General features: G+C 63.9%; 22 protein-coding genes. 3 read left to right on the top strand and 19 right to left on the bottom strand.

Annotated features, from left to right (window positions below):
- The 3 genes from minC to minE all read left to right on the top strand — a co-directional run.
- Positions 1-419: septum site-determining protein MinC (gene minC / locus QQK25_RS08635; protein ID WP_284187559.1), on the top strand; the 419-nt coding region annotated here is incomplete at its 5' end.
- 26 nt (positions 420-445) lie between these two features.
- Positions 446-1261, top strand: coding sequence for a septum site-determining protein MinD (gene minD / locus QQK25_RS08630; RefSeq protein ID WP_284187558.1), 816 nt, complete (start codon positions 446-448; stop codon positions 1259-1261).
- Position 1262: 1 nt separating this feature from the next.
- Positions 1263-1526: a cell division topological specificity factor MinE gene (gene minE, locus QQK25_RS08625; protein WP_153161370.1), complete on the top strand. Its 264-nt coding sequence runs from the start codon at positions 1263-1265 to the stop codon at positions 1524-1526.
- Between the two features lie 523 nt (positions 1527-2049).
- On the opposite strand, the gene QQK25_RS08620 is transcribed toward minE, so the two are convergent.
- The 19 genes from QQK25_RS08620 to QQK25_RS08530 form a co-directional block, all read right to left on the bottom strand.
- Positions 2050-2319, bottom strand: coding sequence for a DUF2274 domain-containing protein (locus QQK25_RS08620; protein WP_284187557.1), 270 nt, complete (start codon positions 2317-2319; stop codon positions 2050-2052).
- Positions 2316-3593 (bottom strand): TraB/TrbI/VirB10 family type IV secretion system protein, encoded by a 1278-nt coding sequence (locus QQK25_RS08615; RefSeq protein ID WP_284187556.1) that lies wholly within the window; start codon positions 3591-3593, stop codon positions 2316-2318. Before QQK25_RS08615 ends, QQK25_RS08620 begins: the two co-directional genes overlap by 4 nt.
- Before the next feature lie 2 nt (positions 3594-3595).
- Positions 3596-4600 carry a P-type conjugative transfer protein TrbG gene (gene trbG, locus QQK25_RS08610; RefSeq protein ID WP_284187555.1) on the bottom strand — a complete coding sequence of 335 codons (1005 nt, stop codon included), beginning with the start codon at positions 4598-4600 and terminating at the stop codon, positions 3596-3598.
- Positions 4597-5301 carry a conjugal transfer protein TrbF gene (gene trbF / locus QQK25_RS08605; protein ID WP_284187554.1) on the bottom strand — a complete coding sequence of 235 codons (705 nt, stop codon included), beginning with the start codon at positions 5299-5301 and terminating at the stop codon, positions 4597-4599. Before trbF ends, trbG begins: the two co-directional genes overlap by 4 nt.
- A gap of 11 nt (positions 5302-5312) precedes the next feature.
- A complete protein-coding gene (trbL, locus tag QQK25_RS08600) occupies positions 5313-6689 on the bottom strand; it encodes a P-type conjugative transfer protein TrbL (RefSeq protein ID WP_284187553.1) in 1377 nt (458 codons plus the stop codon).
- 11 nt (positions 6690-6700) lie between these two features.
- The gene (trbJ, locus tag QQK25_RS08595) at positions 6701-7441 is read right to left on the bottom strand and encodes a P-type conjugative transfer protein TrbJ (protein ID WP_284187552.1); all 741 of its coding nucleotides are present in this window, start codon (positions 7439-7441) and stop codon (positions 6701-6703) included.
- The gene (gene trbE / locus QQK25_RS08590; RefSeq protein ID WP_284187551.1) at positions 7438-9888 is read right to left on the bottom strand and encodes a conjugal transfer protein TrbE; all 2451 of its coding nucleotides are present in this window, start codon (positions 9886-9888) and stop codon (positions 7438-7440) included. The genes trbJ and trbE overlap by 4 nt, the downstream gene beginning before the upstream one ends.
- Before the next feature lie 10 nt (positions 9889-9898).
- Positions 9899-10168 (bottom strand): VirB3 family type IV secretion system protein, encoded by a 270-nt coding sequence (locus QQK25_RS08585; RefSeq protein ID WP_284187550.1) that lies wholly within the window; start codon positions 10166-10168, stop codon positions 9899-9901.
- Entirely contained in the window at positions 10165-10548 is a 384-nt protein-coding gene (locus tag QQK25_RS08580) for a TrbC/VirB2 family type IV secretion system protein (protein ID WP_284187549.1), read from the bottom strand. Before QQK25_RS08580 ends, QQK25_RS08585 begins: the two co-directional genes overlap by 4 nt.
- Positions 10545-11597, bottom strand: a complete 1053-nt coding sequence (gene trbB / locus QQK25_RS08575; RefSeq protein WP_284187548.1) for a P-type conjugative transfer ATPase TrbB — start codon at positions 11595-11597, stop codon at positions 10545-10547. The genes QQK25_RS08580 and trbB overlap by 4 nt, the downstream gene beginning before the upstream one ends.
- Positions 11594-12058, bottom strand: coding sequence for a CopG family transcriptional regulator (locus tag QQK25_RS08570; RefSeq protein WP_284187547.1), 465 nt, complete (start codon positions 12056-12058; stop codon positions 11594-11596). The genes trbB and QQK25_RS08570 overlap by 4 nt, the downstream gene beginning before the upstream one ends.
- On the bottom strand, positions 12055-14058 hold the full coding sequence (locus tag QQK25_RS08565; RefSeq protein ID WP_284187546.1) for a conjugal transfer protein TraG: 2004 nt from the start codon (positions 14056-14058) through the stop codon (positions 12055-12057). Before QQK25_RS08565 ends, QQK25_RS08570 begins: the two co-directional genes overlap by 4 nt.
- A gap of 221 nt (positions 14059-14279) precedes the next feature.
- The gene (locus QQK25_RS08560) at positions 14280-14555 is read right to left on the bottom strand and encodes an EexN family lipoprotein (RefSeq protein ID WP_284187545.1); all 276 of its coding nucleotides are present in this window, start codon (positions 14553-14555) and stop codon (positions 14280-14282) included.
- On the bottom strand, positions 14552-15496 hold the full coding sequence (locus QQK25_RS08555; protein ID WP_284187544.1) for a LysR family transcriptional regulator: 945 nt from the start codon (positions 15494-15496) through the stop codon (positions 14552-14554). Before QQK25_RS08555 ends, QQK25_RS08560 begins: the two co-directional genes overlap by 4 nt.
- 80 nt (positions 15497-15576) lie before the next feature.
- A complete protein-coding gene (locus QQK25_RS08550; RefSeq protein ID WP_284187543.1) occupies positions 15577-16284 on the bottom strand; it encodes a hypothetical protein in 708 nt (235 codons plus the stop codon).
- Between the two features lie 48 nt (positions 16285-16332).
- Positions 16333-16941, bottom strand: coding sequence for a hypothetical protein (locus tag QQK25_RS08545; RefSeq protein WP_284187542.1), 609 nt, complete (start codon positions 16939-16941; stop codon positions 16333-16335).
- Positions 16942-16977: 36 nt separating this feature from the next.
- Positions 16978-17679, bottom strand: a complete 702-nt coding sequence (locus tag QQK25_RS08540; RefSeq protein ID WP_284187541.1) for a CerR family C-terminal domain-containing protein — start codon at positions 17677-17679, stop codon at positions 16978-16980.
- Positions 17680-17728: 49 nt separating this feature from the next.
- Positions 17729-20467 (bottom strand): MGDG synthase family glycosyltransferase, encoded by a 2739-nt coding sequence (locus QQK25_RS24320; RefSeq protein WP_284187540.1) that lies wholly within the window; start codon positions 20465-20467, stop codon positions 17729-17731.
- Positions 20464-22209, bottom strand: coding sequence for an ABC1 kinase family protein (locus QQK25_RS08530; RefSeq protein WP_284187539.1), 1746 nt, complete (start codon positions 22207-22209; stop codon positions 20464-20466). Before QQK25_RS08530 ends, QQK25_RS24320 begins: the two co-directional genes overlap by 4 nt.
- Between the last annotated feature and the right edge of the window lie 8 nt (positions 22210-22217).

The following is a 22217-nucleotide window of genomic DNA, read 5'->3' as shown; positions in this document are numbered from 1 at the left end:
CGGCACCGGCACCATCCCCCGCCGCCGAAGCTGCGCCCCAGGCCGCCGCCGGCACCGAGCCCGCCCACGCGCCCACCCTGGTGGTGGATCGCCCGCTGCGCTCCGGCCAGCAGGTGTATGCCAAGGGCGGCGATCTGGTGCTGCTGGCCGGCATGAGCCCCGGCTCCGAGATCATCGCCGACGGCAGCATCCACTGCTACGGCCCGCTGCGTGGCCGCGCCCTGGCCGGCGCCCGCGGCGACACCTCGGCGCGCATCTTCAGCACCAATTTCGGTCCCGAGCTGGTCTCCATCGCCGGCGTCTATCGCACCTTCGAGCGCGGCATTCCGCAAGCCGTCGCCGGTCGTGGCGCCCAGGTCCGGCTGACCGGCTCGGACAACCTGCATACTCTCGAAATCAATCCGCTCCAGTACGACTGAAGCGCATCAACACCGAAGGGAACATCGTGGCACGCGTCATCGTAGTAACGTCCGGCAAGGGCGGCGTCGGCAAGACCACCACCAGCGCGAGCATCTCCAGCGGCCTGGCCCTGCGCGGTTACAAGACCGCCGTGATCGACTTCGACGTCGGCCTGCGCAACCTCGACCTCATCATGGGCTGCGAGCGCCGCGTGGTGTACGACCTCATCAACGTGGTCAATGGCGAGGCCAACCTGCACCAGGCCCTCATCAAGGACAAGCACTGCGAGAACCTCTTCATCCTTCCCGCGTCCCAGACCCGCGACAAGGATGCGCTGACCGAAGAAGGCGTCGAGAAGGTGCTCAAGGAGCTCGAGCACATGGGCTTCGACTACGTGGTGTGCGACTCCCCCGCCGGCATCGAGCGTGGCGCAGTAATGGCCCTGACCTTCGCCGACGAAGCCATCGTCGTCACCAACCCGGAAGTCTCCTCGGTGCGCGACTCCGACCGCATCCTGGGCATCCTGCAGAGCAAGAGCCGCCGCGCCATCGAAGGCCGCGAGCCGGTCAAGGAGCACCTGCTGGTCACCCGCTACTCGCCCAAGCGCGTCGAAGACGGCGAAATGCTGTCCTACAAGGACGTGCAGGAGCTCCTGCGCATTCCGCTGATCGGCGCCATCCCCGAATCCGACGACGTGCTGCAGGCCTCCAACCAGGGTCTGCCGGCCATCCACCTCAAGGAAAGCGACGTGGCCACCGCCTACCAGGACGTGGTTGCGCGCTTCCTCGGCGAAGACCGCCCGCTGCGCTTCGTCGCCTACGAAAAACCGGGCCTGCTGAAGCGGCTGTTCGGAGGCAAGTGAGATGTCGCTCCTCTCCTACTTTTTCGGCTCCAAGCCCAAGACCGCCTCGGTGGCCAAGGAGCGCCTGTCGCTGCTCATCGCCCACGAGCGCAGCGCCAACCAGCCGACGCCGGATTTCCTCCCGGCCCTGCAGCGTGAGCTGATCGAAGTCATCTCCAAGTACGTCAACGTCTCCGCCGACGACATCAAGGTCCAGCTCGGCAAGCGCGACAACTACGAGATCCTCGAAGTGGACATCACGCTGCCCGAACAACAGCCCAAGTAAGCCGGCTGCCGCCCGGATGGTGAAATTGGTAAACACTGCGGACTTAAAATCTGTTTTGTCAAGTCCTTTTTGCTTTTGCCGCCTGGGTGGAAAGTCAATAGTGGCAACGGTTTGCGAGCATCCAAAGCGTAGCTTCGTGGCTCGCCTCGATGCTCCGGAGCCAAGCAGGAGCCAGCAGAAAGTGGTGTAGGCTCCAGCGCATCATGTAATGCCCGAGTGGTGAAATCGGTAGACACAAGGGACTTAAACAATTTGAGCCTTCGGGGGGAAACGCCCGAAGTGAAGCCCGTCAAAGTCGGCGAAAGCCCTGGATGCTCCGGCATCCGAGCCAACGCCGAGCCAAGCCCAGCCTCCATGGTTGGGAAGGTGTAGAGAGCAGACGGCGGGCACCTACGGCCGCAAGGCTATGGTGAAGGCGTGCTCCAGACCACGAACAGCGCATGCGCTGGCGGCGAAAGCCGAAGTGGTAAGAAAATCCCTCGCCGCAAGGCGTGCCGGTTCGATTCCGGCCTCGGGCACCAATTTAAGCCGCTTCCTTTGGGGAGCGGCTTTCAGTTTTCTGCAGGCTCTGTGGGATGGTCGTGGGCTTCTTGAACCCTCGATCTCCCGCCATGAACGCCTCCAGCATATGCGGGATCAGCGTCGCCGCATCGACCGTCTCGCCATAGGTCTGCGCATGTAGCGCCGCGTAGCGGTCGAGGTCAGCCTTGAGGCTGGTCGGGCATGTGAAGGTCAGCTTGATGCTCTCGGTCTTGGGCAACGGTCCCAGCCGCAACTTGCGCGTGGTGCTCATCGCGAAGTCCCCCGATTGAAGAACAGTGGTTGATAGGGCCGCAGCACCAGATCCCGGTTGACGATGATGCGTACCGGCAAGCCGGGCCGCTCAGTCAAGGTGGGCTGGATGTTGAGGTTGCGGCGGGTCATCTCCTGCCCGACCTGGTTCACGCTGTCCTGCAGGCTGTCGCGTCCCGCGATGACGACCCGATTGCCGTCCTGGCGACTCTCGGGCGCGGCCAGCTCGGCACCGATGCCCAACAGCGTTGTCAGCGCAGCACCGGCAAAGATGCGATCCCAATGCCAATCGACGCCATCCTCCAGCCCGGCGTAGCCCGCCGGGTCGGCGCCTGCCAGGTTGTCCAGCGTTAGCGACGACGTGTCGGGCAGGATGATCCGGTTCCACACCACCTGCACCCGGCTCTGCCCATAGCTCACTTGGCTGTTGTAGCGGCCGAGGATGCGCGAACCCTGCGGGATCAGCAGGAACTTGCCGGTGGCCGTGTCGTAGATCGGCTCCGTCACTGTGGCGATCACGTCGCCCGGCAGATCGGATTTGATGCCCGTGACCAGCGCACCAGCGATCACGGTCCCGGCCATCACTTGGTACGGCGAAGCCGGCATTCTCAGGTTCCCGGAATTGCGGGTTTCCGTAGTTCCGGTTTTCAGGAACGCCTCTTTCTGGTCTTGTCGGTTTTGCACGGTGGTCGGATCAGCCGGCTGGGCAGCCGTTGAGGCCGGGCCTGCGGCCATCGGGTCGAAGCCCGATAGGCTGGGCGCCGCGTTGGCCGTGGCCACCTGCGTCGGCGCAGCAGCGACGCGCTGACCGCCCGAGCGGAAGAACACAGATGAACCTGCCGCCGCTTCCGATTCCTTGCGTCGTGCGTCGCGCTCGGCGGCGCCCGGGTCTTGACCGGGCGGCGTGTAGGTGGGCACCACGGGTTGCTGCGACTTCACGATGGCCGGACCCAGGTCGCCCGGCAGCGGTGGCCCCAACTCCGGCACCTGCGGTGGCAGCTTGGAGTAGTCGGTCGGAAGCCGGTCGAGTCCCTCGGAACGCGAGACACGATCGACGTTGTACAGCTCGGACGGTTCACTGGTGCTGCGCCGCTGCGGCTGCAGTGACCACATCAGCGCACCTAGCACGGAGACCGACAGGCCACCAACGAGCACAGCCAGCATACGCCGGTTCAAGCGTGTCACCGGGCGCGGCTGTGCGCGCAGAGCCGCAGCTTCGGGAGCCACCTTGCCCGCCTGCGGCGCGGCAAGGTCAGGGGTGTCGTCCTGGCTCATGGTCATTTCCCCCGCGCGATGCCATCCGTGCGCTCGATCCGCACGATGTCGCCCTTGTCACCGCCCAGGCGCAGCTCGGCCGCGCCGAACAGCCGATCCACGATGTAGTACGGTGAACGGAAACGGTAGTTCACCAGTTGCCCGTCGCCCTGCGCGCCGATCACGAACAGCGGCGGCAGCTCACCTTGGGCGATGCCCGGCGGGAACTGGATGTAGACTTTCTCGCCGTCGTCGAAGGTGCGTAGCGGTTTCCACGGCGCATTGCTGCCACTGATGGCGTAGCGGAAGCGAATCTTTTCCAGCGACAGGCCGGTATCAACCGGCGCCGTCGCCTGCGCGGCTTGTGCCTGGCGTTGCAGGGCCAGCATCCGATCTTTCGGGTATTCCCACGACACCGAAGCCATCCAGGCACGTTCGGTCGAGGTCAGCTCGATCAGGTAAGTGCGCCGACTGGTGGTGACGACCAGATTGGTCTTGAGGCCCGAGCGGATCGGCTTGACCAGCACGCTGACGCGCAACGCATCACCTGTACCGCTGGAGGTGTCACCGACAATCCAGCGCACGGTATCGCCGGCGGCGACCGTTACGAGTTCCTCGCCGGGTTGGAGAGAAATCACAGTGACCCGTCCCGGCGCCGCATAGACCTGATACAGCGCACCATCGGTGAAGGGCCAGACTTGGATGGCGTTGACATAGCCCTCACGCGTGGGCGCGATACGCGCCTCGGCATTGGCACGCGATACCCGCAACTTCTCATCGGCGGGCTCTGGTGCCGTCTTGGCCTCGACGCTCTCGGGCAGAGGTTTCATCTGCGCCGGCATCGGCAGCACCTTCGGCACTTCGACCACTTCAACCGGCTTGGGTGGCTCGGGCAATGGCTGCGCTTGCACCGGCTCATCGAGTGCGATGGTCGGTGGCGGCGTGCCCTTCGTGGCGCAGCCCTGCAACGATATTGCAGAGGCTGCAAGCATCAACGCAAAAGCGTAAAAACGGAAAGACTGGTTCATGGCTTGGCTCCTTCGGCAGCATCGAGTTCGCGGCTCCACGACAGTCCGTTGACGTAGATGCCCAATGGGTTTTTGCGCAACCGCTGCTCGGTGCGCGGGGTTTGCAGGACGGTGGAAATCACAGCGTTCCAGCGTTCGGTGCCAGCCGGTGCGCCATTGACAAAGTGCTGTTCTGTCCAGCGCACGTTGAATGACGTGTCGCTGGCGCGCACGACGCTGGTGATCTGCACCGTGATCGATTCCTTGCCCACGCGGGTGAACGGGTCATGGGTGCGTGCGTAGTCGTTGAGTACGGCCGCGCCCCGGTCGGTGGTGCAGTCGTAGGCGTCGAGCCAGTTCTGCCGCACGACGATGGGGTCGATGGACAATGAGCGCACCAGCGTGACGAAGTGCGCCAGGTGGTAAGCGATCTGCGCATCGTTCGGCCGGTACGGCGTGGCGGCCTCGCCGACAGCACGCACCTGGCCGGTCTTGTCCACCTCCACTACGAAGGGCGTGACTATGGACTGCGCCGAGCGCCAGACCAGTCCCCCGGCCATCAATAGCGCGAGCACCAGACAGCCAAAGGCCATCAATCGCCAGTTTTTGGCCTGCACGCGGGCGGAGCCAATGCGCTCGTCCCACACCTGCGCGGCGGATTGGTAGGGCGTAGCAGGCTGCGGCGTATCGGCGTAGCGCACCTGCGGTCGTTTGAATCGCATGGTTGTTCTCCTTATGAATCAGAATCGTGCAGGCTCGGGCCGCTGCTTGAACCACCGCCGTCGCCCCCACGCAGCGTGTGGGCGGCAGTGGATGCGGCATGGCTGATCTGTTGGCGACGGTGCAAGCGCTTGGCCCAGGCGGGTTGCGCCTGCTGCTGGTCGGCTGCGCCGGAATTGGCTTCGTTGGCGGTGGATTGGCCTGATGCGGCAGCGCCGCCAGATGCCGGCCCCGCATCCTCGGAACGGAAGGCAGCCGCCGCCCGCTCCTTAAGCGAGCGCATGCCATCGGCGGCTTTCTGGCCAACCGCCTGCGCGCCGGTCTTGGCGACATTGCCCAAGCCAGCAGCGGCACCCTTGAAGCCACCGCCAGCGGCTGCGGAACCGGCTTGATAGGCCGAGCGCGCACTGCCTGCGGTCGAGGCCGCAGTACGCGCACCGCTGGCGGCCATCTTGGCGGCAGCGGGTGCCATGCGCGCCCCGGCCGCCACAGCGCTGCCCACGCCGGTCGCGGCAGCACCAACCGCGACAGCCGTACCGGCCGCGCCCATCGCTGCACCCGCCATCGCACCCGCGCCGAGTTGCGGCGCTCCGGACACCAGCCCGGTAGCGATGCCCGGCCCGAAGATGCCGAGCGCGAGCATAGCGAGCGAGGCCAGCATCACCACCAGTGCGTGGTCGATGGACGGTTCACTGGGTGTGACTTGGAACTCGGCGAAGAGGCCAGTGCCGATGCCTACGATCACGGCCAGCACCAGCACCTTGATGCCTGAGGACACCACGTTGCCGAGCACCTTTTCGGCGAGGAAGGCGGTTTTGTTCCACAGCGCGAACGGTACCAACACGAAGCCGGCAAGCGTGGTCAGCTTGAATTCGATCAACGTAACGAAGAGCTGCACCGCCAGCACGAAGAAGCTGATGATGACGATCAGCCAGGCGAGGAACATCACGACGATGGGCGCGATGTTGATGAACACCTCCGGGAACCCAGCCATCTCGCTGATCTGCTGCAGGATGGGCGCAGCGGCGTCGATGCCGGTCTTGGCGAGGCGCCCCGGCTGCAGGAAGGTCGCCATGGTCAACGTCGAACCGGAAGCCGTCAGGCCGAGGCCGGCGAAGGACCGGAACACGATGCCGGACAACCAGTTGAAATTGCCGATGATGTAGGCGAAGGCTCCCACGTAGAGCACCTTGCGCAGGAGCTTGGCCATCACGTCTTCGCCCTGGCCGGTGGCATGCCCCAGGGCCCAATAGAGGCCGGCCAGGGTCATGTCGACCGCCACCAGCGTCGCGGTCAGGAAAGCGACTTCACCGTGCAGCAGGCCGAACCCCGAATCGATGTACGTGGAGAAGACATTGAGGAAACGGTCGATGACGGAGACGTCGTTCATGGCCGCATCCGTCAGTTGCCGTAGAAGTTCACGGATTGCGGCGTGTACGCCGTGCCACTGCCGATGAAGCGGCGCGTCACCTCACGTCCACGCTCAACAGCGGCGGCTTGCCGCGCCAGTTCCAACGAGGCCGCACGGCCCTGCGTGAGTTGGAGTTGCTGGGTCTGGATGGACTGCTTGGCTTGCAGGGCCAGGAGCTGGTTGGTGGCCTGCATGGCCTGCAAGGCGCCGGTGGCCGATTGACTCTGGTCGACCAGATCGGCCAGCACACCCTCATCCTGGTTCAGGTTCTGCGACACCTGCGCCTGCATGCGCATGGCGGTCTGCAAGCCCTGGAGCGTGTTTTGCCAACGCTGGTGCGCATCCTGGAACATCTGGTTCCCGCTCACGCTGGCGGCGTACTGCTCCGGGTAGAGTTGCGCGAACTGCTGGTCCATGTTTTGGATGTCGAAGGCCAGCCCACGCGCCTGGGCGATCAGTTGCCGCGTCGTGTCCAGATTGGACCGCAGACGATTGACCACGTTGAACGGCAGACTTGCAAGGTTGCGAGCCTCGTTCATCAAAGACTGCGCTTCGTTCTGGAGCTGCTTGATCTGGTTGTTGATCTGCTCCAGCGTGTGCGCGGCAGTCAGGATGTTTTGGGCCAGATTCGTGGGATCGATGACGACCCATTGCGCCTGAGCGACGGGTACGACGCCGACGAATGTGACAACAACAGCAGCGACTGCAACGGCAAGAAGACGTGTTTTCATGGCGAAACCTCCAGAGGTTGGGAAGCAAGAAAGGACGCGGCCGAGGGGGCGGACGGCAACAGGTCGGCCGCCCAATCGAGGCCGCGATGGCGCAGCCAGGCACCGGCGAAGCCGGGTGTTCCGACATCGCGCAGCATGCCGTCGATGGCGCGCTGGTCTTGGGGCGTCGAAGCACCTGCGAAGGCGAGCGTGACCGGCCCGAGGTCCAGATCGAACAGGCGGTTACCCAGGCGCGACTGGTAGTAGTAATCGCGCTTGGGCTGCGCAGTGGCGACGATCTCGATTTGCCGACTGTTGAGTCCGAAGCCCTCGTAGATCGTGCGAATCTGCGGCTCGGTCGCCTGCGGATTCGGCAGGAAGATGCGGCTGGCGCAGCTCTCGATGATCGCGGGCGCAATGGTCGAGTCCTTGATGTCGGCCAGCGACTGCGTGGCGAAGATGACGCTGACGTTCTTCTTGCGCAGGGTCTTGAGCCATTGGCGAATGCGCGCCGCGAACACCGGGTCATCGAGGAACAGCCAGGCTTCGTCGAGGATCAGGAGCGTGGGCGCGCCGTCGAAACGCTCATCGAAGCGCGCGAACAGATAGCCCAGCACGGCCAATACTGCGGCCTTGCTGTGCATCAGCTCCTCCATCTCGAAGCACTGCACGTCACCCACACCCAGCCGATCGCTGTCGGCATCCAGCAGCTTTCCGTGGGCGCCGCCGAGCACATAGGGTGCGAGCGCCTGGCGCAGTGCGTTGGATTGCAGCAGCACGGAGAACCCGGTCAGCGTACGTTGCTCCACAGGGGCACCGGCAAGACTGCCGAGCGCCGACCAGATCGCCACCTTCTCATCGGGGCCGATGGTCACGCCCTCGTGCCGCAGCCGGCCTTCGATCCATTCGGCCGCCCAGGTGCGGTAGCCTTCCCGGTCGATGCGCGCGAGCGGTTGGAAAGCAATGGCTCCGTCAGCACCCAGGTCGTAGTGCTCGCCCCCCAGGCCGAGGATGGTGGCGCGCATCGAGCGCCCCATGTCGAACGCGAAGATGCGCGAGCCGGGATAGCGGCGGAACTGCATCGCCAGCGTAGCGAGCAGCACCGACTTGCCCGTGCCGGTCGGGCCGGCCAGCAGCGTGTGCCCCACGTCGCCGATATGCGTCACCAGCCGGAACGGCGTCGCACCCTCGGTGCGCGTGACGATCAGCGGCGGTCCGTCGAGGTGATCGTTCTTCTCCGGCCCGGCCCACACCGCCGACACCGGCATCAGGTGCGCGAGATTCAGCGTCGAGACGATGGGCTGGCGTACATTGGCGTAGGCATTGCCCGGCACCGACGACAGCCAGGCCTCCACGGCGTTCAACGTCTCCGGGATCGTCACGAACCCACGACCTTGGATGACACGTTCCACCCGGCGCAGCTTCTCGTCGGCCACGTTGCCGTCGATATCGAATACCGTCACGGTCGCCGTGACGTAGCCGAAGGCGACTTGATCGCCGCCCAACTCTTGCAAGGCCGCATCGGCGTCGCCAGCCTTGTTGTTGGCGTCGGTATCGACCAGCGGGCTTTCCTGCTGGAAGATGGTTTCGCGCAGTAGCGCGAGGACGTTCTTGCGCTTGGCGAACCACTGTCGGCGCAAGCGGCCCAGCTCCTTCTCGGCCTCGGCCTTGTCCATGCAGAGGAAGCGCGTGCTCCAACGGTAGGCGAAGCCCAGCCGGTTGAGGTCGTCCAAAATTCCCGGCCAGGTCGAGGTCGGGAATCCACGCACCGTTACGACGCGCAGGTGCTGGTCGCCCAGCATGGGTGCGAGGCCGCCGACCAGCGGTGCGTCGGCCAGCAGCGCATCGAGATGGAACGGCACTTCCGGCACACCGATCCGATAGCGTCGCGTCGAGACGGTCGCGTGCAGGTAGGTCAGCGTTTGGCTGTCGTCAAGCCAGGCGATCTCCGGCATCACACCGTCGAGCAGGTCATAGATACGGCAGGTTTCCGCGACGAAAGCCGACAGGCGTTCGCGCCAGTCCACACCTTGCGTGGGGGTGTTCTCGTAAAGCAGCTTGGCCGCACGGGCGCGGGATTCTTCCGCCGGGAGGTATTGCAGCGTCAGGTGATAGACGCTCTCGAAGTGGCTGCCAGATTCTTCGAAGTTAGCGCGTCGCTCCTCGTCCACCAGCCAGGACAGCGGTTCCGGGAAATCCGAGTGCGGATAGTCCGCAGCGGGCCGGCGTTCGGCTTCGATGAACAGTGCCCAGCCCGAGCCAAGCCGACGTAGCGCGTTGTTCAGCCGCGCCGTGGTGGCGATCAGCTCGCCTTGCGTTGCACTGTCCAGGTCCGGCCCACGAAAGCGTGCCGTGCGCTGGAAACTGCCATCCTTGTTGAGCACCACGCCCGGCGCGACCAGACCGGCCCACGGCAGCCAGTCGGCAAGCAAGGCCGGGCGCTGGCGGTATTCGGTGAGGTTCAGCATCGCATGGTCCTCACACGTCCAGCAGCGGCTTGTGCTTGATGTGGCGGGCGAACACCTGCATGAACTGGGCATCGGCACGCGCGCCCCACATCGCCAGCGATTGGCCGACGATCCAGAGCACCAGTCCGGGAATCCACAGTTGCAGGCCCAGGCCCACGGCGGCGGCCAGCGTGCCGTTGGCGATTGCCACGGTGCGCGGCGCGCCGCCCAGCAGAATCGGCTCGGTCAGCGAGCGGTGCAGCGGAATCTCGAAGCCCGGCAGATCGTTGGCCGTGCTCATACGACGGCCCCACCGGAGAAGCTGAAGAACGACAAGAAGAACGAGGACGCGGCGAATGCGATGGACAGACCGAACACGATCTGGATCAGCTTGCGAAAGCCTCCTGACGTGTCGCCGAAGGCCAGCGCCAGGCCCGTCGAGATGATGATGATCACCGCGATAATCCGCGCCACCGGCCCCTGGATGGATTCGAGAATGGACTGCAGCGGTCCTTCCCAAGGCATCGAGGAACCAGCCGCTTTCGCGGTGCCTGCGGTCATCAGCATCACGGCGGCTAGCAACAGACCGTGGTGGGCCGGCGCGGCCAGATGGCGCAGGCGAGCGAGGATCGAAGCCGGATTTACGGAAAAGCGGAAAGCATGGGCGTGCAGTTGCGTCATGGAAGTTCTCCAGGTTGGTTGGGGGACAGGGAAGAAATGGCGGAAGTCAGCGGCAGCAGTTCGGGAAACGGCGTTTCCTGTGCGTCCGCCAGGCCATCGATGAGCCGGTAGCCCACGCCGTCGAAACCAGCGATGCGGGCAATGGTTTCGATGCGGCGTTTGCGGCCGCGGCCGACGATGAAAACGACGACGTTCACCGCCTCGGCGATCAGGGCGCGAGGCGGATTCACCGCGACTTCGAGGATCAACTGCTCCAGCCGCAGCAACGCGCCCAGCGCGGAGCCGGCATGGATCGTGGCAATGCCGCCAGGGTGGCCGGTACCCCAGACCTTGATGAGATCCAGCGCCTCGCCGCCGCGCACTTCGCCAACGACCACGCGGTCGGGGCGCAGCCGCATCGTGGCGCGCACCAGCTCGGTCATGGAGACGACACCCGCGCGCGTGCGCAGCGGTACGTGGTCACGCGCGGCGCATTGCAGCTCGATGGTGTCTTCGAGCACCAGCACGCGATCGCCGGTGGCGGCAATCTCGGCGAGCAAGGCGTTCGCCAACGTGGTCTTGCCGGTGCTGGTGCCGCCAGCGATCAGGATGTTGTGTCGCTCGCGCACCGCGCGGCGCAGGAAATCGGCCTGTGCGGCGGACAGGATACCGTCGGCGACGTAGCGATCCAGGCCGATGATGTTCACGGCGCGCTTGCGCAGCGCGAAGGCCGGCCCCGGCGCAGCGGGCGGAAGGATGCCCTCGAAGCGTTCGCCCGTCTCGGGCAACTCGGCGGTCAGGAGCGGTTGGCCGCGATGGACCTCCGCGCCGACGTGGGCCGCCACCAGCCGGATGATGCGTTCGCCATCCGCTTCGGACAGTTCCACGCCCAGCGGTGCGCGGCCAGAGGACAGACGATCCACCCACAGCGACCGGTCGGGGTTGAGCATGATTTCCACCACGTCCGGGTCTTCCAGTGCGTTGGCGATCACTGGTCCCATGGCCGTGCGCAGCATGCGGATACGGCGGTCCAGCGACGTGGCGATGGGTGACTGCGGAATGATACTCACTGGGCACGCTCCTGCGCTTCGGCCAGTGCAGCCGCGTCATCCATCCACGCACTATCGGGTTGAAGTTCCTCCACCACGTCGCGCACCAGGCTGCGCCCGCGCAGCAGGTGGCGGCCAAGCTGTTCGACGAACTGCTCGAAGCGCGCCTTGCCCTGGGCGCGGGCCGCTTCCTGGTGTGCCTCGGGAACCGGCGTGCTGACGGTGAGGAAGTAGCGAACGAACAGCGCCAGCGTCTCGATCTCGATGTTCTGGTCGCGCTCCAGCCGCTCGAACTGGCGAGACAGCCGATCCAGCCGCTTGGCAATCGCCGCCTCTCGCTGGTCGCCGGCGTCCGGCGACAACCAGGACGCCAGTGCCGCCGCGACGATGGACGACTTGGACACGCCTTTCTTGGCGGCCAGTTCGTCCAGGCGCTTGGCGTGTTCGGGCGGGATGAACAGATTGAGGCGGTATTGGCTCATAGCTGGATTCCGTCGTCGGGGTCGAGGGAGGCCAGCCGGGCCGTGCGCTGCATGGCCGGATCGAGCTGGCGGGGAAGCGGCAGTGGCAGGTCGTCGTCATCGAGTAGCGCCAGGTCGTTGCTCGCGGGCTCCTGCTCGGGGTGGTACCCGGTGACTTCGGACAGCTCCGGCTGACGGCGCGGGCCACCGTCATCGGCGGTGCCGGTGTCGTTGCCGGTCAGGCCCGGGGCAGCAGGCGCGGCGGGTATGGCGGGAATCGCCAGTCCGTTCCAGTCGTTGGGCCGCAACGGCGGCGCATCCGCATAACGCCCTGCCGCGAGCGCGGGCGGCGGCAGCACGCGCCGCTTGAAGTTGGCGTCCGCGAAGTAGCGCAGCTTCTTCGCGCGGATCGGTGCCACGCTGGACACCATCACCACGGCTTCGTCAGGTGGGAGCTGCATCACCTCGCCCGGTGTGAGCAACGGGCGCGCTGTCTCCTGGCGCGACACCATGAGATGCCCCAGCCACGGGGCCAGCCGATGGCCAGCGTAGTTGCGCTGTGCGCGCAGCTCGGTGGCGGTGCCCAGCGTCTCGGAGATGCGCTTGGCCGTGCGTTCGTCGTTGGTGGCGAACGTCACCCGGACATGGCAATTGTCGAGGATGGAATGGTTCTGGCCGTAGGCCTTGTCGATCTGGTTGAGCGACTGAGCAATCAGGAAGCTGCGAATACCGTAGCCCGCAATGAAGGCCAGGGCCGTCTCGAAGAAGTCGAGCCGACCCAGCGCAGGAAACTCATCGAGCATCAGCAGGAGCTTGTGGCGGCTGGCAATGCCGTCAGAGCCGTCCAGCGATTCGGTGAGCCGCCGGCCAATCTGGTTGAGGATCAGCCGCACCAGCGGTTTGGTGCGGCTGATGTCCGAAGGTGGCACCACCAGGTACAACGACACAGGATGCTCGGACGAAATCAGGTCGGCGATGCGCCAATCGCAGCGCGAGGTGACTTCGGCCACCGTGGGGTCGCGGTACAGCCCCAGGAAGGACATGGCCGTGGACAGCACGCCCGAACGCTCGTTGTCCGATTTGTTCAACACCTCGCGCGCGGCAGATGCGACAACGGGATGCGGGGCATCGCCCAGGTGGCGCGTCGTCATCATCCGATGCAGCGTCAGCTCGAAGGGACACGCCGGGTCGGATAGGAAGTTGGCAACCCCGCGCAGCGTCTTGTCCTCGCCCGCATAGAGCACGTGAAGGATGGCGCCGACCAGCAGCGCGTGCGAAGTCTTTTCCCAATGATTGCGACGTTCGAGCGCGCCTTCGGGATCGACCAGGATGTCGGCGATGTTCTGCACGTCGCGCACTTCATGCGCGCCACGACGGACCTCCAGCAGCGGGTTGTAGGCGGCCGACTTCGCATCGGTCGGGTTGAACAGCAGGCAGTGCGAGAAGCGCGAGCGCCAGCCTGCGGTGATTTGCCAGTTCTCGCCTTTGATGTCGTGGATGACGGCGGACGCAGGCCACGACAGCAGCGTGGGCACCACCAGGCCGACGCCTTTGCCCGAACGCGTCGGCGCGAAGGTCAGGATGTGTTCCGGTCCTTCATGCCGCAGGTAATGACCGTCATGCAGACCGAGAAGAACACCGGCCTGCTGATTCAGCCCGGCTTTGCGGATGTCGGTAGCATCAGCCCAGCGCGCGGAACCGTAGGTCGTGACCAGTTTCGATTGCCGCGAGCGCCACACCGACATAGCGATGGCGACGACGACGGCAATCAGCCCGCTGCCACCCGCGAGCGCGCCGCCGATGTCGAAGACATGCGGCGCGTAGCCATCGAAGAAGAACCACCACTCGAACAGCCGCCAAGGGTGATAGACCGGCGTGCCGAAGAAATCGAACCAAGGCGAGCCCAGGCGTAGTTGGTAGCCCAGGGCGGCGGCTGTCCATTGCGTGGCGCCCCACACGCCGGCGATCACGATGCTGAATACAGCAACGATCTGCCCGAACAGCACACCTTGACCTTGCATCCTGACCTCCCGATTTCTCCTGCGCGGCAAGCGGCACGAAAACGTGCCGCATGCGCGAGATTCAAGGCTGGATCAAGGACGGTCAAAGACCGTTATCGGGACAAAGTTCTCCCAAAATGCATTAATTCATGCTGGGGTCAAGAGAAGGAAAGTGCTTCAAGCGAAAGCGCGTTGCGGCGTGTTGAGAATACAAGCGAAGTCTTGCTGCAAATCGGCCGCGGTCAGAACTTCGGCCGCTCCTTCGGCGGCGTGTACGGCGCCTTACCGTCGCCGAGAAAGCGGCGGTTCGTCTCCTCGGCCACTCGATTGCAAAGTTCATCGCCGAGCCTTGCACGATCGGTTTTGCACCGCTGGCGTAAATCTTTCAGCCGCTCGGGATTGGCTACGAGCGATTCGACCGTTTCGGTCTGGCCAGACGCACTCGGCGTTGCAGTAGGTTCGGATTTGCCACAGGCTACAAGCATTGCAGCAAGTAGAAATGGGATGATCTTCTTCATGATTCGATTTCCTCCAACGGATCAGGTTTTGCTCGTGTAGCAGACGTCTTTCCATATGGGGGTTCAACGGCATAGACCCGTTCTATGAAACGCGCCAAAGCATCCGACGGTTCGCCCCCGACACGCAGCAGGTACGTCGTTAGTTTGTGCGAACCACCGGCCAGCGGCCGTGCTACGACACTTGGTTCTCGGCTGGCGGCAATTTGCGAAGCGCCAGCTAGTCCGAGAGCAAATCCCGCTGACACCAACGTCACCATCAGATCGAAGGACGCGACCCGTTCGGCGATTAAAGGCTCCATTCTTGATTGACGCAAAGCTCGTTCAATTTGACGAGCGTGTCCTTCACATGTATGCGCGTCGCCGAGTGCCAGGGGATAGCGCAAAACCTCGTCCAGCGGAACACGCTTGTAGGCGAGCAAGGGATGGCGTGCCGGAACTGCCACCATCAATGGATCGTGCCAAATGGCTTCAGCAACAAGTCCATCTCCGACTTCATCCAATTGAGCAAACCCTACGTCGTAAAGATCGTCATGCAGCCCCTTGACCTGCTGCGATAAGGGCACCTCAGATAGACGAATCTCGATTTCAGGCTCTTCCTGTCGGCAAAGTGCCAGGAGGGCTGAGAAGCACGTCGGTGTAATGCAGTCGGATAAAGCGACGCGCAGTTGGCCGTGGAAGCCGTTGGCGGCGGCTTTCACACTATCGCGAGCCTGCTGAATAGCAGCGAAGACACGAGGTACGTGCTCAAGAAAGAGCATCCCAGCTCGCGTTAGACGAGTGCTGCGTGTTGTGCGGGAAAACAGTTGGGTCCCCAACTCATCTTCCAGATCCTTGATAGCACGCGACAGCGGCGACTGCTCGATATGTAACCGCTCGGCCGCACGGGCGAAATGGAGTTCTTCGGCCACGGCCAGAAAACAGCGCAAGTGACGAAGTTCCATACGTCACCTTCCTGAGTATGTGCCCGTGAGCCGGAGACGTAAATGCGTATAGCATGTTCACGTCCCCGGCGTTGGGGAAATTACTTCGACGCCTCGTCGATAGACTGACGGATGGACGCGTAGGTCTCGGAGAAGAGCCGCTGGGCCTCCCCATAGCTCTTTTTTGTGGTCTCCCATACCTCGGCCGAGGCTTTTGAGACCCGGGCCTTGGTTTCCTCCACATCTGCATTCAGTGCGGCAATACGCGCTTCAATGGCTGTGCGCTGATCCCCGGCGAGCTTGGCCGCGTCGGCACGCAATCCAGCAAGCGCTTTCTGCTGCGCATTCAGTTCAGCCTCCAGTACGGCACGCTGCGTAGCGATACTGGCCTTGCTTTCTTCAAGATACTTGTCTCGGGCGGCCTGGAAGGCGGCCCAATCATTGTCGAGTGCCTGACGTGCTTCGGCGACCTGGGCATCGCTCCAGTTCTTTGCGTTGGCTGCGGCATCTTGAGCCCGGCGGCGATAAGCGTCCCGCTGCTTGCGCAGGTCCGCCAACGCCGCATCAGCTTTAGTGCGCGCCTCGCCACGAAGCTTGCTGGCATCCTTTTCCAGGGCAGTAATGTTGGCATCAAGCTGGGCCAGCCGGTCCTGCGACCACGCCAGTGCTTGGTGAACCCTTGAGGGCTTCTTCTGTGTGGCGGCTGAATCGGCCTGTGCTTCTGCATTCTGTGCCAGGGCGGGAGGAGCCGACAGCAACGCTGCCTGAGCAATCAGCGCCAAGGCGATCGTGTAAAGGCGAAGTTTCATGGTGATTTCTCCTGATGAGCCAAAACAAAAGCAACGTGGCGCCTAGGTTCAGAGAACCTTGGAAAAGGCATCCTTGATTTTCTGGACCGTGATGGCGTGAGCGGCCTTGGCATCAGCGAACCCCTGCTTGACGGCACGCCAGGATTCATCGCCAGCGTCCCTGACCTCACCGATGCGCGCCTGGAACTTTTCGGCCTCGATAGACAGTTGATCGAACGCGGTATCGAGTTCACCGCGGGCCTTCTCGACGGCATCGGCCGCCTGGTCATGCAAATCCTTTAGGTAGTTTTGCCACGCTTGCCGCTGTGCGCGCGCACGGACGACGACGATGCTGCGCACGGTCTTCACCTGATCGCCGGTCGTGGCGACAAATTGCTGGAGGGCAGACTCGACCTCGATCCATTCGGCTTCGAGCTTGTCCTGAATTTCGCCCGCTTCCTGCTTCGCGGTATCCGCTTGGGCGCGCAGATCGTCGTAGTACTGCTGCAGCTTCGCGCGAGATGCCGCGAGGCGTGCGCGAGCTGCATCGGCTTGCTTGCGGGCATCCTCCTTGATACTGGCGGCCGATTTCTCGACCTCGGAGAGAATGGCATCGGTCTCATCGAGACGCTGCTTCGCCCATGCGATGGTCTGGTGTACGTAGGATTGGAGAGTCATGATGCATTTCCTTTCAGTTGAGAGGGATTGATGGAATCAAGTGGGGCCTGTTTTTCGGTTCGCGCTGTCATCAGCCGGCCGAACAGCAAGAAAGCCGCTTCGGCAGAGATCGCGGACCATGTCCGTGATCTGCCTGACGGCTTCGTTCTGAATGCTTTGCCAGTCCATGCCACGGAGCATCACGCCGCGCAGAAACCTGAAACTGAAAATTGCCGTCAGAATTGCGATGACGCGCAGCCGCAGTGCCTCGTCATCGGAAGATCGGCCGCTGAACTGGCTGGCGGCATGCACTAGACGCTCCTGCAGCGGCGCGATCGCGCGTCCGTGAATCAGGGCGAAGGCGTCGTCGTTGTCGTAAGCGCAGCGGGCCACGAATGCCGTCCAGGCATGGGGCTCGGCTTCCTCCAGCATGGTGTGGAGCAGTTGGATCAGTGCGAGTTCGAAGCGAGCGGAAAGCTCGACGTTCGACGTATCGTCAAGCAAGGCTGCGGCTTCCACGAAGCGATTGGCCGCATATTCGGCGATCATGTCCGCTGCGGCCAGATAGAGTTCCTTCTTGCTGCCAAAATGGTAGGGAATGGCCGACAGCGTGGTTTTAGCCGCTTGGGACAAGGCGCGTGTGGTTGCCCCCTCGTAGCCAACAGCAGCGACAACGTCAATCGTCGCTTCGATCAACTGCGATCGGGTCTTGGCACTGCGGGCCTCGTGGCCGCTGGTTGTTTCGGCATGATTTGGCATACATCCTCCGGCTGTTCCAATAAATATATAGTTCATACGAACGAACTTTTCAATGATAATGGAACTGCGAAAAATCGGGTGACTCATGTTCAGTGGCAGCTGTCATATGGGTCTCAAGCCGATGAGGAACGCCGCCTGGCTGATCCGAAACTATTTCAAGGGCATCGTCGCCTCGCCCCAGATCCACCGGACCAACGGCATCCTGGAAGCCCTGAATGGGCTCTTCCTGGTCACCAAGCGTCAAGCGCGTGACCGGATCAGCTTCGAGATGATGCGCACCGTGCTCTTCCGCATTGCCGTTAGGCTCGACTTCGCCCGGATCAACCCGCATGCCGCTGCTGAACCCACTCGCCCCCCTGCTGCGAGGGTACGACCGCGCACTAGTGCGAGCGAGCGTCACCATTCTGTTCCACCAGGCGGGCAGGAGCGCCCACGAAGTACCGGGGGGCACGAGTTCACGCCCTAGCGCCGACTCGAACACCCGAAGCCGCGCAAGGTATGCCCGCACGTGGCGCGACTCCAGGCGCAGCGGGTCGATCCGCCCGTAGTCCTCCACGAGTTGGGTGAACAGCGCGCGCAGGCGATCGGTGCGAGGACGAAAATCATCTTCGACATGCTCAGTGGCGAGTCGGGCGAGTTCGAGCCCACGGTCGACGAGACGGTGGAACTCCTGCGCAGCGGGAAAGCTGCCTAGGCGTTCGATCCGCTTGAGCGGCAGTTTCACGTATGCCGCGAGCAGGCGCTGCAAATCGGCGAGGATGGCCTGTTCCAGCGCCAAATGGGGACGGCTGGTCAAGGAGGAGTCCGCAGATTCCGAAACAGGCCAGCATGCCCGCAGGTCCTCCACGTAGAGCCGCCGGTCACCGAAATAACTGGTGACCTGCCGGGTCGTCGCCTGTTCGAGCACATCCCGCGGCGCATCGCTCAGGACGCGCGCCATTGAGCGCAATGGCTGCCCGACCGATAGCGGAAAACGGGAGAAGCGGTAGCTTGCCTGCGTTCCTGGCAGCAATCGGTAGGCCACCAGTTCTTCCCGCAGGGAAGTATCGGCCTCGAAGTGCGCCCGCATCCGCTCGAACAAATCCAGCGGCATGCTCGGCAGGCCCGCCCGGTCGTACAGGGAGCGGTCGTCGTAGCCACCGGCGGCGAGAATTCGCGCAACCACGTCGGCGCAATTGAGACCGCTCCTGCTCCAGCGCAGGCTTGCGTCCCGGAATCCGTTTTCGATGCGGTGGGCCTCGACCACCATCGCCGCACGGCGCTCGGCGGGAATGCCTTGGACCCGCAGCCCGAGCGTCTCACGGCCATAGGCCATGCCGTAGGTGTTGGTGTGAACTTGCGAACAGGACGGACGATGGATGCCGTACAGGTAGTCCGCTAGGCTCACATGCTGCAGGAAGTTCGGGTCGACGGACGGGTTCGCGATGTAGTTCGCGCTGTAGACGGTGTCGCCGATGCGGACGGCAAGATGCCCGAACGGGTTTTCGAGAACGACCCGTTGCGGCGTTTTGGACGTGGCGTAGGACAACAGCAGCTCGACCTCTGCCGGTGCTTCGGAATCCAGTTGCGCCAGCGCCTGATCGATGCCCTGGACGGGCGCGCCGTTCTCGACGCCATAGCCGGGCAGCGGGCGGCCTGGCCTGAAGCCATCGTCCAGCGCAAACCGCACGATGCTTGCGATGTCGATGCCCTGCCGGAACTCCTGCTGGGCTCGCAGCATGGCCTCGCGTTCGGCGGGGTCGCCCAGCAGTTCCATCACGGATCTGCCCGCATCGTCGGCGCTGGCCGCGAACCGGGCCAGGCCCTGGCGCTGGAACAGCGCGGCGTTTTCGCGTTCATGGCCGCTGATCACGTCGAGCAGCACGGTCGGCACCCCGAGGGCAAAAGCCTCTGCTGGCGTCATCCCGCCGGCCTTGGTGACCAAGATGTCGGTGGCTGCCATGCACGACGCCATCTCGCTGCGCGGCAGCAGCCCCAGCGGCTTCAACGTCACCGTGTCCGGCAGCCTTTCGCGCAGATCGGCAAGCGCGTCGTATTGCCGCGTATTCGTGCCGCACACCGCGATGATCTGCAGGCGGCCCGGGCAGCGGCGAACGATGCTTTCGACGACCCCCAGATAGTCGCCCGCCCCTTCCTTGCCGCCGGTCAGCAGCAGGGTCGGCACGTCCACCGACAGCCCAAGGCCCTGGAGCGTGGCACGGCGGGCGTCGGCGGATGCCGCAGGAATCCGCACCGGCATGCCGCTGGTAACGACTTTGTCGGCCGGAACGCCTGCGGCCAGCCAGCGCGTTTCCAGTTCCGGGTGGGCAAGAAAGGTACGGTCGATCCGCTTGGAGATGCGTGGGAAATAGCCCTCGAAGAAGTCCGTGTGCAGCCAGCCGATTCTCGTGTCAGACAGCAGTCCTTTTTCCCGCAATGTTCCCAGCACCTGGGCTGCCCCGTAGTGGGTGGCGAGAACGGCATCCGGCCGCTGCGCGGTCAAGTAGGCCGATACGCTCTCTTCCGGATAGTCATTGGGCAGCATCGACAGCGAGGCCACACGACTGCCGCGCGCCTGCATCGCACGGAACAGACTCTCGAAGCACGCCGGCAGATTGTTGGCGATGAACCAGTACAGGCGCTCGTCAACCCGTCGCCACACCGGATGCATGAACGTACGGATGTCCTGCAGCAGCACCCGGGTCGCCGGAGATCGCTGCCGTATCTCGTCCTGAATGGATTGCGCGGCACTGATGTGTCCGTATCCGATGGAGGAATAGAAGATGACGACCTTCCCGATGCTGCTCATCGTCCTCTCCCGCTGCGCAGAATGGAAAGCAGAAGCCATAGGCTGCCGGCCACCGCGCCAAGGAATCCGAGAAGGCCGAAAACCGGTAACCCCAGAAGCGTCGGTCCTCCCGACACGGTCATGACGATGGACGAGCCGACGATGAGCGCGGCGACGACGATCCCGATCACCAGGCGGTTGGCGGCATTGTCGAGTTGATCGCCGACCCGTCTCAGATGGGTGACGTCGATGTGTACTTCCAGACGGCCACGGCGGGCGGCTCGCAGCAGCCTGGAGATGTCCTGGGGCAAGCCAGCCAGCAACGAGAAGATGTCACCGGCCGCCCGCCGCCCCCGTCTGAGCAGCGCTGCCGGGGAGTAGCGCACGTGCATGGCACGCTCCAGCAGCGGCAGTGCCTGGTTGGCCATGTCGAAGCCGGGATCGAGTTCGCGGCCCAAGCCTTCCAGTGTGACGAAGGCTTTTACCAGCAGGGACAGGTCGTTAGGCAGGACGAGGTGATGCTGGCGCGGAATCGCCACGAGGTCGGACAACATTGCACTCAAGCGCAGTTGCTTCAGCGGCACGCCGTGGTAGCGATCAATGAAAGACTGGATTTCCAACAATAGATCCTGCTCATTTGCCACGCCGTCGCTCGTCCATTCGAGCATGACGTCGACGACGCCGCCGGCGTCGTTCCTCACCAGCCCCAGCAGCAGGCGGATCAACTGGTCGCGGCGTTCCTCCGCCAGCCTGCCAACCATGCCGAAGTCGATGAAGGCGATTCGATTGCCCGGCAAATAGAACACGTTGCCCGGATGGGGGTCAGCGTGAAACACCCCGTCCTCGACGATCATCTTCAGTACCGCATTGGCGCCACGCCGTGCGAGCACCTTGCGGTCCAGGCCAGCCTGATCTACGGCCTGAAGCCTGCGCCCGGAAATACCGCCGATGAATTCCTGTACGCAGACCCGCTCGCCTGTCCACTGCCAATACACGCGGGGAATGACGATGATGGGAGGTGTGCCATCCGCGTCCGGCTTCTCCTCGCGCGTGACGACAGGAGGAGAATCCTGATCGGTATAGCCGGTGAAGTTCTCGGCGATGCGTTCGGCATTGCGGCATTCGCCGGCGAAATCGAGTTCGTTGCGCAGCGACTGGGCGAACTGGCGCACCATCTCGCGCGGATGCAGGACGCGCCATTCCGCGCTCTCCGTCTCGGCGAGTTCGGCCAGGCGCGCAAGCCAGCGCAGATCAGCTTCCAGAATGGGCCGAATGCCGGGCCTGCGCACCTTGACCACGACTTCGCCGCCATCGCCGAGACGCGCCCGATGCACCTGTGCAATGGAAGCGGCCGCCAACGGCTCGGGATCGAAGGCAGCAAAGATTTCCTCGGGTGGTGCGCCGAGGTCTTCGATGAGCTGCTGATGTACGGCTGCCCAGGGAGCGGGCGGTGCGCTGTCCTGCAACTTCCCGAATTCGGCGGTCCACTCGGGTTCGAGCAGATCGACCCGGGTAGCGAGCACCTGACCGAGCTTGACGAAGGTCGGCCCCATTTCCTCCAGCGCCCGCCGCACTCGTTCGGGTGGCGTCATGTGGGCGAAGTCTGCCGCTTCGCTCCAGTGCAGTGCTGTCCCCGCCCGCTCCAAGGCGTTGGACAGCCCCATCCGGCGCACCATGTCGCCAAACCCGTAACGGACCAGGATCGAGGCGATTTCGTGCAAACGCCGTAGATCACGCATCGCGGTCAGTGCCTGCCAGAACATTGCGTTTC

It is taken from the genome of Zoogloea oryzae (assembly GCF_030161255.1).
In the GTDB taxonomy this organism is placed as follows: domain Bacteria; phylum Pseudomonadota; class Gammaproteobacteria; order Burkholderiales; family Rhodocyclaceae; genus Zoogloea; species Zoogloea oryzae.
Note: the sequence above shows the minus strand (reverse complement) of the source record. Positions and strands in the feature narration are given on the sequence as shown.